Source organism: Streptomyces sp. NPDC002265 (assembly GCF_040296125.1).
Lineage (GTDB): Bacteria > Actinomycetota > Actinomycetes > Streptomycetales > Streptomycetaceae > Streptomyces.
Map to the genome: position 1 here is coordinate 1 of NZ_JBEOWS010000374.1, position 9,087 is coordinate 9,087.

Annotated in this window: 11 protein-coding genes; 4 read left to right on the forward strand and 7 right to left on the reverse strand. The window is 71.8% G+C overall.

The annotated features are described in order from the left end of the window. Positions 1 to 33 precede the first annotated feature (33 nt). The gene (locus ABT085_RS39450) at positions 34 to 795 is read right to left on the reverse strand and encodes a prolyl oligopeptidase family serine peptidase (RefSeq protein ID WP_351619713.1); all 762 of its coding nucleotides are present in this window, start codon (positions 793 to 795) and stop codon (positions 34 to 36) included. A 113-nt stretch (positions 796 to 908) separates the two neighbouring features. On the opposite strand from ABT085_RS39450, the gene ABT085_RS39455 reads away from it, so the two are divergent. Both ABT085_RS39455 and ABT085_RS39460 read left to right on the forward strand, forming a co-directional pair. Next, entirely contained in the window at positions 909 to 2,072 is a 1,164-nt protein-coding gene (locus tag ABT085_RS39455) for an adenosine deaminase (protein WP_351619716.1), read from the forward strand. Positions 2,073 to 2,214: 142 nt separating this feature from the next. Next, positions 2,215 to 2,568 (forward strand): ATP-binding protein, encoded by a 354-nt coding sequence (locus ABT085_RS39460; RefSeq protein ID WP_351619718.1) that lies wholly within the window; start codon positions 2,215 to 2,217, stop codon positions 2,566 to 2,568. A gap of 105 nt (positions 2,569 to 2,673) precedes the next feature. Here ABT085_RS39460 and ABT085_RS39465 read toward each other — a convergent pair whose 3' ends face one another. The 5 genes from ABT085_RS39465 to afsQ1 form a co-directional block, all read right to left on the reverse strand. Further along, positions 2,674 to 2,874 carry a PspC domain-containing protein gene (locus ABT085_RS39465; RefSeq protein ID WP_152895507.1) on the reverse strand — a complete coding sequence of 67 codons (201 nt, stop codon included), beginning with the start codon at positions 2,872 to 2,874 and terminating at the stop codon, positions 2,674 to 2,676. Between the two features lie 62 nt (positions 2,875 to 2,936). Beyond that, the gene (locus ABT085_RS39470) at positions 2,937 to 3,518 is read right to left on the reverse strand and encodes a VanZ family protein (RefSeq protein WP_351619726.1); all 582 of its coding nucleotides are present in this window, start codon (positions 3,516 to 3,518) and stop codon (positions 2,937 to 2,939) included. Positions 3,519 to 3,635: 117 nt separating this feature from the next. After that, complete coding sequence (locus tag ABT085_RS39475) at positions 3,636 to 4,265, reverse strand: hypothetical protein (RefSeq protein ID WP_351619729.1); 630 nt, start codon at positions 4,263 to 4,265, stop codon at positions 3,636 to 3,638. Continuing rightward, positions 4,262 to 5,923 carry an ATP-binding protein gene (locus ABT085_RS39480; RefSeq protein WP_351619731.1) on the reverse strand — a complete coding sequence of 554 codons (1,662 nt, stop codon included), beginning with the start codon at positions 5,921 to 5,923 and terminating at the stop codon, positions 4,262 to 4,264. Before ABT085_RS39480 ends, ABT085_RS39475 begins: the two co-directional genes overlap by 4 nt. Beyond that, positions 5,923 to 6,600 carry a two-component system response regulator AfsQ1 gene (afsQ1, locus tag ABT085_RS39485; RefSeq protein WP_338017866.1) on the reverse strand — a complete coding sequence of 226 codons (678 nt, stop codon included), beginning with the start codon at positions 6,598 to 6,600 and terminating at the stop codon, positions 5,923 to 5,925. Before afsQ1 ends, ABT085_RS39480 begins: the two co-directional genes overlap by 1 nt. A gap of 271 nt (positions 6,601 to 6,871) precedes the next feature. Here afsQ1 and ABT085_RS39490 point away from each other — a divergent pair, with 271 nt between their 5' ends. Continuing rightward, complete coding sequence (locus ABT085_RS39490) at positions 6,872 to 7,663, forward strand: SigE family RNA polymerase sigma factor (protein WP_351619734.1); 792 nt, start codon at positions 6,872 to 6,874, stop codon at positions 7,661 to 7,663. A gap of 210 nt (positions 7,664 to 7,873) precedes the next feature. Here ABT085_RS39490 and ABT085_RS39495 read toward each other — a convergent pair whose 3' ends face one another. Then, positions 7,874 to 8,509 carry a uridine kinase family protein gene (locus tag ABT085_RS39495; RefSeq protein WP_351619737.1) on the reverse strand — a complete coding sequence of 212 codons (636 nt, stop codon included), beginning with the start codon at positions 8,507 to 8,509 and terminating at the stop codon, positions 7,874 to 7,876. Positions 8,510 to 8,637: 128 nt separating this feature from the next. Here ABT085_RS39495 and ABT085_RS39500 point away from each other — a divergent pair, with 128 nt between their 5' ends. Next, the gene (locus tag ABT085_RS39500) at positions 8,638 to 9,042 is read left to right on the forward strand and encodes a hypothetical protein (RefSeq protein WP_351619740.1); all 405 of its coding nucleotides are present in this window, start codon (positions 8,638 to 8,640) and stop codon (positions 9,040 to 9,042) included. Positions 9,043 to 9,087 lie beyond the last annotated feature (45 nt).

Sequence of the window (9,087 nt, forward strand, 5' to 3'; positions counted from 1 at the left end):
CCGCAGGGCCGACCGGGGTGCGGCGGTGCCGCCTCAGCGGCGCAGCGACCTGCCGAACCCGGCGGCCAGCGGCATCCGCAGCCCCAGCGGGGGCGGGGCCGCCAGGGCGTCCTCGACCGGCCGGGAGAACGTCCGCCCGAACAGCGTCCCCATGACGAAGTCCTGCGCCAGCGCGTGCACTTCCTCCCGGTACTGGTGCAACCCGTGCCCGTCCGCGTGCACTTCGAACCGGCACACGTCCCGGTTCGCCTTCTTGGCCCGCGCCGCCAGCCGGAAGGAGAGCTCGGGATCGGTGCGTTCGTCGTTCGTGCCGTGCACGATCATCACCCGGCGGCCGACGAGCTGTTTCACCGGTTCGGGTGTCGCCGCGGCGTCCTCCTCGGGCAGCCAAGGAGCGATGGCCAGCACGGAGTTGACGGCCTCGTGACCGCCCGCGTGCAGCGCGGCCCGGCCCCCCATGTCGACGCCGACGAGGCAGACGGAGACGTCCCCGTAGCGCCGTACGGCCTCGTCCGCGGCCCAGGCGGCGTCGCGTGCCAGATGCGCCTCGCTCCCGTTCCAGCCGCGCCAGCGGTAGTGGACGACGTGTGCGGCCAGTCCCTCGTCCCGGCCCGCGCGGGCCAGGCGGCGCCCCAACGCTCTTACGGAGGCGGCCGCGAGCATGGGTGAGGGTCTTCGTGAGGAGGTCTCCTCGCCGCCGGGCAGCAGCAGCACCACCCCGCTCACCGAAGCCGTCTCCTGACCGAGTGAACGCCCCAGCCGGGGCGTGCGGACCGGTGTCGCTTGCTGTGCCATGACAGAACAGTGTCAGAAGACGTGGTGTACGCCACCGGTCCGTGCGGTCACCGTTACGTATCGGCGCGGGTGAGCCGCCGTTGATCTACGCGCGTAGGAGTTAAGGTGCGGAAATGACGAGCCAGACTGACCGGATCGGCACCACCCCGAGCTCGGACCAGATCCGCCGGGCGCCCAAGGTTCTGCTGCACGACCACCTCGACGGCGGTCTGCGTCCCGGGACCGTCGTCGACCTCGCCCGTGCCGCGGGCTGGTCCCAACTCCCCGAGACCGACCCCGAGAAGCTCGGCATCTGGTTCCGGGAGGCCGCCGACTCCGGTTCCCTGGAGCGGTATCTGGAGACCTTCTCGCACACCGTGGGCGTCATGCAGAGCCGTGAGGCGCTGGTCAGGGTCGCCGCCGAGTGCGCCGAGGACCTGGCCGAGGACGGCGTCGTCTACGCCGAGGTGCGCTACGCCCCCGAACAGCACCTCGAAGGCGGACTGACCCTCGAACAGGTCGTGGAGGCCGTCAACGAGGGCTTCCGGCAAGGGGAGCGGACCGCCCGGGCCAAGGGCCACCGCATCCGGGTCGGCGCCCTGCTCACCGCCATGCGGCACGCGGCCCGTTCCCTGGAGATCGCCGAACTCGCCAACCGCTACCGGGACCTGGGCGTGGTCGGGTTCGACATCGCGGGTGCGGAGGCCGGCTTCCCGCCCACCCGGCACCTCGACGCCTTCGAGTACCTCAAGCGCGAGAACAACCACTTCACCATCCACGCCGGTGAGGCCTTCGGGCTGCCCTCCATCTGGCAGGCCCTCCAGTGGTGCGGCGCCGACCGGCTGGGCCACGGGGTGCGCATCATCGACGACATCGAGGTCAAGGACGACGGGAGCGTCAGGCTCGGGCGCCTCGCCTCCTATGTGCGGGACAAGCGCATCCCGCTGGAGCTGTGCCCCAGTTCCAACCTCCAGACCGGGGCGGCGGCCTCGTACGCGGAGCACCCGATCGGGCTGCTGCGCCGGCTGCACTTCCGGGCGACGGTCAACACGGACAACCGGCTGATGTCCCACACGAGCATGAGCCGGGAGTTCGAGCACCTGGTCGAGGCCTTCGGCTACACGCTCGACGACCTCCAGTGGTTCTCCGTCAATGCGATGAAATCAGCGTTCATTCCTTTCGATGAACGACTGGCGATGATCAATGACGTCGTCAAGCCCGGATACGCGGAACTGAAGTCCGAATGGCTGTTCCAGCAGACGGCCTCCACCAGCGATTCTGCGGCCACGGAGGCCTGAGGCAGGGACGCCGGGGAGATCGGAATGCGGACGGTTCTTCATCGACCGTCCGCATTTCGGTGTTTGCGGCCGATGGCGGAGCGTGATTACGGTCGTGGACCGCTCACATCGTTGCCCACCCCATTTCGAGGACGCACACACCATGAAGCAGTCTGCTGCCAAGACCCTCGGCGTCGCCGCCCTCGGTGCCGCCTTCGCCGCAGTCGGCGCGGGCGCCGCGAACGCCGCTCCGGCCCTTCCGGACGCCTCCCAGGCCCTGGACACCGTGACGAGGACGCTGCCGACGGAGAACGTGGGCAAGACGCTGCCGGGGGCCGGTGAGGCGCTGACCCAGGCGAAGCCGGCCCTCCAGGCGGGCCTGTCCGCGGCCCAGCCGGCCGTCACGCGGGTGCTCGCCCAGGGCCCGACCGCGCCGGTCGCCGGTCTGCTCGGCGGACTGCCCCTGAAGGGCCTGCCCACCCACGGCCTGCCGGTGAACGGCATTCCGCTCGGCTGAGACCGGCGCACACACGGAACGGGGCGCACCCGGTGGATCCGGGTGCGCCCGACGACGTCCGTGGACGAGTTCCTGCCCGCGCGGTGCCCGGCCGGGCGCACCGGGTCACCAGGCGGTGCGCGCCTTGTCCTCGGCCGGCAGCAGGATCCACAGCGCGAGGTAGAGCAGGAACTGCGGCCCCGGCAGCAGACACGAGACCAGGAAGATCACCCGCATCGTCGTCGCGGAGGTGCCGAAGCGCCGTGCCAGCGCTGCGCACACTCCGCCGAGCACGCGACCGTGGGTGGGGCGGGCGAGGGCGGTCATGTCGGCTCCTTCGTGAGCGTCGGTCCGAGGCTGCCGGACGGCTGCCTCAACTGCCCTCAACGCTACGGGGACGAACTGGAGCGAACGTCGCTCCACGGTGCGATCCCGACCCTGGGAATCGTCGGGGTCCGACCCTGACCCGCGTCCTGCCTGCGGACGTCCGCAGGCTGCCGGCGCTCCGTCCTGCGGCGGAGCCAGGAGCGTGCCGCGGGTACGACCGCCGCGTGCGCGAGGGCCACGCCCACGGTGTTCAGGATCAGCGAGTCGACGTCCACGACCCGGCCGGGCACGCCGGTCTGGAGCAGTTCGATGCCCAGCGACAGCAGGGCCGCGGCGGCGACCGTGCGCAGCAGGGACGCCAGCGGGGACACGGCGAGCCGGCCGTGCGCGAGCGGCAGCAGGACCCCGAGCGGGGCGAGCAGGGCCAGTCCCTCGCCGATCCGCCGGGCCGCCACCTGCGGGCCCAGCGACAGGTCGGTGCGGATGCCGGCGAACGGCCGCAGATTGGCGGGCATCACCCAGGGGACGTCGAGCGGGCGCAGCGTGAACCAGGCGACGAACGCGAGGTGTGCGGCAAGGAGGACGCCCCCTGCCACCCGTATGCGGAACGCGGCGTTGCCGCCGACCGAGCCTTGACGCTGCACGCCCCCCAAGACGCGTCCCCCGGCACGATCGGTTCCGGGACACCGTCCACCGCCCGGAAGAGGGCTGGGCCGATACGGCACCGCTGCCTTCCTGCGACTTGACCCGCCGGACAGGCCCTAGCCGCCGGTCACCTCGGACGACGGCGGCTCCTTGAGGCCCGGCCGGGCGCGGACCTCGTCCGTGCACGCGTAGCGGCGCAGCGGCTCACCGTCGCGGATCGGTCCGCCGAGGATCACCGAGCCGTCGCCCTCGGCCGCCGCCGAGTCGGAGAACGTGCAGACCAGCTGGGCGAGGGCGTAGGAGGTGAGGTCCCCGGGCGGGGTGCTCAGCCGCAGGGCGTCGTCCGGGTCCTTCGGGGTGGGCCCGTGCACCGACATCCCGCCGCGCACGTCCGTGGTGTACCCGGCCGCCTTCTCGGCGGACGACGGCGTCTGGGCGAGCTGGTCCACCAGCCCCTGCGCGATCAGCACCCGGCGCTCGGAGTCCGCCGTGCCCTCCGGGACCTTCACCGAGCGGTCGACGGCCACCAGCGACGAACCGCACAGCAGGAACACCTGGACCGGGACGCCGGGCGAGGACTGTGTCGTGACGTCCGGCTCGGACAGCGCGCAGCGCACCCGGGAGGGTGCGGGGCCGAAGTCGGTCGGTACCTCCGTGGACCGGATCCCGCACCCGGCGAGCGCCAAGGCCAGGGCGGGCAGCGCCAGCAGCCGGCCCACGGCCCGTACGGTCGGGCGTACGGTCATGAGGCGTCCCCCTTCGGGCCCGTGCCGTCCTTCTCGGCCTCCGGCGCCGGCTCGTACGTGTCCCGCGGCAGCCGCAGCGTGAACACCGCTCCGCCCTCCGGGGAGTTGGCGGCGGTGATCCGGCCGCCGTGGATGTGCGCGTTCTCCAGGGCGATGGACAGCCCCAGTCCGCTGCCCTCGGAACGCGGCCGGGAGGCACTGGCCTTGTAGAACCGGTCGAAGACATGCGGCAGGACGTCCTCGGGGATGCCGGGGCCGTGGTCGCGCACGCTGATCACGAGCTCGCCGCCGGCCGTGGCGCCGTCGCCGCCCGCGGGCACGCCCGGGCCGGCCACGCCCGGCTCGTCCGCGCCGCCGGTCTCCTCCGTGCTCCCGCTCCCGTTGGTCGCCCGTACCGACACCCGAACCGGGGAGCCGCCGTGCTTGAGCGCGTTGCCGATGAGGTTGGCCAGGATCACGTCCAGCCGGCGCGGGTCGATACGGGCGTGGATGCCGCGCTCGGCGTCCAGTTCCACCGCGTCCAGCCAGGCGCGGGCGTCGATGCAGGAGGTGATCTGGTCGGCGATGTCGACGTCGTCGAGGACCAGCCGGGCGGTGCCCGCGTCGAAGCGGGTGACCTCCATCAGGTTCTCGACGAGATCGTTCAGGCGCCGGGTCTCGCTCACGACGAGCCGTACGGCCGGCTCGATCATCGGGTCGACGCTTCCGGTCTCCGCGTCGAGCTCCTCCTCCAGCACCTCGGTGATGGTGGTGATGGCGGTCAGCGGCGTCCGCAGCTCGTGGGACATGTCGGCGACGAACCGGCGCGAGGCCTCGTCCCGGGCGGCCATGTCGGCGACACGTTTCTCCAGCGCCTCCGCGGTGCTGTTGAACGTCCGGGACAGGTCCGCGAGTTCGTCGGTGCCCGACACCCGCAGCCGGGTGTCCAGACGGCCCTCGCCGAGCCGGCGCGCGGCGACCCCGAGCCGGTGCACCGGCTTCAGCACGGTCGTGGCGGCGGCCTGGGCGAGCAGCGCGGCGCCGATCAGCGCGAGACCGGTGGCGATACCCAGCGACCAGGCCAGCGAGTTGAGGTCCTTGGCCTCCGGCTCCAGCGACTTCAGCATGTAGCCGGAGGGACCGCCGCCGATCACCCGTGTGCCGGCGACGAGATACGGCGTGCCGTCGTCGACGATCCGCTGCCAGTACAGGTGGTACGGCGACGAGTTGGCGGCCGTGATGTCCTGCTCCCGGTTGACGGCGGTGCGCAGCGAGAGCGGCACGTCGCGCAGCGCGAGACCGCTGAGGCCGCCCGAATTGCCGTAGACCGCCGTGCCGTTCGCGTCCTCGCTGACCAGCAGCACACTGAAGCGCTGGCTGCTGTTGGCCATCTGCCGGGCCGTGTACTGGAGTTCGTCCTGGGTCGGGTACTCCGGCAGCGACCCCGCGCGGTTCTGCATCTCCTGCTGGAAGTCGCGCAGCACCGCGTCCTGGGTGCGGGTCAGGACCGCCTCCCGGTTCAGCCAGTAGGCGATCCCGGACGCGGACACGGCGGCGGTCAGCGCCACCAGCCCGAACACCACGACGAGCCGCAGCCGCAGACTGGTGAAGCGCAGCCGGGACCAGGCACCCTTGCGTGCCGCGACCCAGCCGCGGAAACCCCCATGTGCGTCGGTCATTACTGGGGCGCGTCCAGGCGGTATCCGACACCACGGACGGTACGGATCAGGGTCGGGGACGACGGCACGTCCTCGACCTTCGCGCGCAGCCGCTGCACACAGGCGTCCACGAGCCGCGAGTCGCCGAGGTAGTCGTGTTCCCAGACCAGCCGCAGCAGCTGCTGCCGGGACAGCGCCTGGCCCGGCCGGCGGCTCAGTTCGAGCAGCAACCGCAGCTCGGTCGGCGTGAGCTGGAGGTCCTCGCCGTTCTTCGTGACGGTCATCGCGGCCCGGTCGATGACGAGCGAGCCGTAGGTCGCCGCGTCGTTCGCCTCGCGCTCGCCGCGCCGCAGCACGGCCCGGATCCGGGCGTCGAGCACCCGGCCCTGGACCGGCTTGACGACATAGTCGTCGGCGCCGGACTCCAGTCCGACCACCACGTCGATGTCGTCGCTGCGCGCGGTCAGCAGGATGATCGGCAGCTGGTCGGTGCGCCGGATGCGACGGCACACCTCGAACCCGTCGATGCCGGGCAGCATCACGTCCAGCACGATCAGGTCCGGCCGCTGCTCGCGCAGCAGCTTCAGACCGTCCTCACCGCTGGCAGCGGTCGCCACCCGGTGTCCCTGGCGCGTCAGTGAGAGCTCCAGGGCCGTTCGGATGGCGTCGTCGTCCTCGATCAGCAACAGGGAAGGCACGGGCTCATTCTGGCCCATGTCGGGGTGGCGTTTCGACACTTGGAGCGCTCCCATGCAACTACCGCAAATGATCAATGTGGTATGTACGTCTGGGTAGCCGTACCGCGATTCTCTGTGACGGCCCTGTGCGGCCCCTGCGGACGACCCCTGTGACAGGTCTGTGACAGTCGGCGGACACGTCCATGAAGTGGCCCCGGCAAGCTTTTCGGCAACGGCAAGGAAGTACGTCGAACCGAGCCGAACACCGGAAGTCCACGACGGGGGGCGCGAGATGAACACGCTGCACAGCGTCAGCACCAGCGCAGTGATCACGCGTCTGCACGACGTGACCCGGGGTTCCGAGAAGTCCGGTGTCGATGGGGGTCCCTCCCGTGCGAGTGCGTTCGAGCGTGGGGGAGGGCGGGGGTGCGCTCGCGGTACCGGGCGTCAGCACACCACATTCATGTCGGTGGTTGACGCGAGCACGGGGGAATCCGCGGCGGCCGCCGCCGCGGTCGGGGGAGCCACGTACGGGGAGGACACGGGGGAGCGTCGTTCGCTGTCGGAGGCGGAGTTCACCGCCTACGTCCAGGAGCGCCGCGCCTCCCTGTACGCCACCGCCTACCACCTGACCGGTGACCGCTTCGAGGCCGAGGACCTGCTCCAGAGCGCGCTGTTCTCGACCTACCGGGCCTGGGACCGGATCAGTGACAAGGCCGCGGTCGGCGGATACCTCCGCCGCACCATGACCAACCTGCACATCAGCGCGTGGCGCCGCCGCAAGCTGAACGAGTACCCGACCGAGGAGCTGCCGGAGACGCCCGGCGACACGGACGCGATGCGCGGCACCGAACTGCGCGCGGTCCTGTGGCAGGCGCTCGCCCGGCTGCCCGAACTCCAGCGGACGATGCTGGTCCTGCGCTACTACGAGGGCCGCACCGACCCGGAGATCGCGGAGATCCTCGACATCAGTGTCGGCACGGTGAAGTCCAGCATCTGGCGGTCGCTCCGCCGGCTGCGCGAGGACGAGGTCCTCAGCTTCGGCCGTGACGAGGAGAACGCCTTCGGGGAGCTTGTCGCCTGAGGGTCACGGGGGAGAGCGGTACCGGAAGCCCGCATCGGGGGGTGCGGGAAACGGTACGGGGGGACAGCGGGGAAAAACGGGGGATACGGGGGAAGTACGGGGGAGCTCTGCCGCACACGCAACGGGGGACGCGGGAGAGCGTGAGAGGGAGCGGGACTGGAGGGCCGGGGGGTCCGTCCAGTCCCGCTTCCGCGTTCTCGTGCGGCCGGCTCAGGCCGCCGCGGGGGTCTGCGTCTGCCGGCCCACCGCCGCGGCCGCCAGCCTGGTCAGCGCCTCGTCCCGGTCGCAGGCGTACGCGCCCAGGGAGGTCTGACGGGCGACGATGGACCGCTCCGAGCGCATCAGCCGCCAGCCGCGGCGCAGCAGGAACGGCACCGACTTGCGGCCCTCCTTGAGGTCGCGCAGGAAGCGGCGGCGGAACGTGGTGAGCGGACCGCGGGTCAGGCACAGGGCGTCCGCCAGGAGACCCAGTTCCCGGCAGCGCTCGACGATCTCGGCCGCGAAGATGCCCTCCGCGATGAACAGCGGGGTCCGGCCGATGTGCAGCGTCTCCTCGCCGGTGCGGGCGCTCAGCGAGATGTCGTACACCGGCACGCCCGTCGACCCGGTGGCGCACAGCCGGGCGATGGCCTCGACCGCGACCTCCGCGTCCCACGACTCGGGGTGGTCCCAGTCGATGTCGGAACTGCCCGCCACCAACGGCAGCGTCGGGTCGTTGGCTTCTTTGTAGAAGTCGTCGAGGCGCAGCACCGGCAGTCCGGAGCGGGCCGCGACAAGGGACTTGCCCGAGCCCGAAGGACCGCACAGCAGCACGACACGGGTGGATGACGGGTGATGGATGCTCACGGAACACCAGTTTGCGGCATGGTGACGCCGCTGCCGACCCCGCGGGTCGGCTTTGAAGCACGCATCACATCTCAACTACCCTACGTAACGTCATGATTACCGTACGCAGCGATAAGGTGGCAGCAGCGATGGCCCGACACGACTCCCCCCAGACCCCGACCGGCCGGCGCGTCCTGGTCGCGCTCGCGACCGCGGGGGTGGCTCTCGGCGCGGGCGCGGGGGCGGCCGCCGCGGACTCCGGACCGGTGCTCGGCGCGCCGCGCACGCACCCCGGATCGGTCGGCCCGGTCGACCCGCAGGCGGGTCTGAACGGGCTCCTCGGCTCGGTGCGGTACGTCACCGGGCCGCTGTCCGGCCTCAAGCCCAACCCGCTCGCCGGCACCGGTGTGGACCCCCTCGACAACGGCGTCGGCACCCGGCTCGCGGACTTCGAGCCCCTGTCCTCGAAGGCGCTCACCGGGCCGATCGCGCAGGCGCAGTCGATCGGCGGCATGCCGGTCGTCGGGCAGGTGACGGGGCTGCTCGGCGGCTGACCCCGGCCCGGCCGCCGACCCCGGCGCGCACACAGCCGCGCCCGC

Excerpts from the sequence above, each read along its gene's own strand:
- ABT085_RS39500 (WP_351619740.1), top strand. The coding sequence starts at position 8,638 with ATGGCCCGACACGACTCCCCCCAGACCCCGACCGGCCGGCGCGTCCTG.
- ABT085_RS39490 (WP_351619734.1), top strand. The coding sequence starts at position 6,872 with ATGAACACGCTGCACAGCGTCAGCACCAGCGCAGTGATCACGCGTCTG.
- ABT085_RS39465 (WP_152895507.1), bottom strand. The coding sequence starts at position 2,874 with ATGACCGCCCTCGCCCGCCCCACCCACGGTCGCGTGCTCGGCGGAGTG.
- ABT085_RS39480 (WP_351619731.1), bottom strand. The coding sequence starts at position 5,923 with ATGACCGACGCACATGGGGGTTTCCGCGGCTGGGTCGCGGCACGCAAG.
- ABT085_RS39450 (WP_351619713.1), bottom strand. The coding sequence starts at position 795 with ATGGCACAGCAAGCGACACCGGTCCGCACGCCCCGGCTGGGGCGTTCA.
- ABT085_RS39455 (WP_351619716.1), top strand. The coding sequence starts at position 909 with ATGACGAGCCAGACTGACCGGATCGGCACCACCCCGAGCTCGGACCAG.
- ABT085_RS39475 (WP_351619729.1), bottom strand. The coding sequence starts at position 4,265 with ATGACCGTACGCCCGACCGTACGGGCCGTGGGCCGGCTGCTGGCGCTG.
- ABT085_RS39460 (WP_351619718.1), top strand. The coding sequence starts at position 2,215 with ATGAAGCAGTCTGCTGCCAAGACCCTCGGCGTCGCCGCCCTCGGTGCC.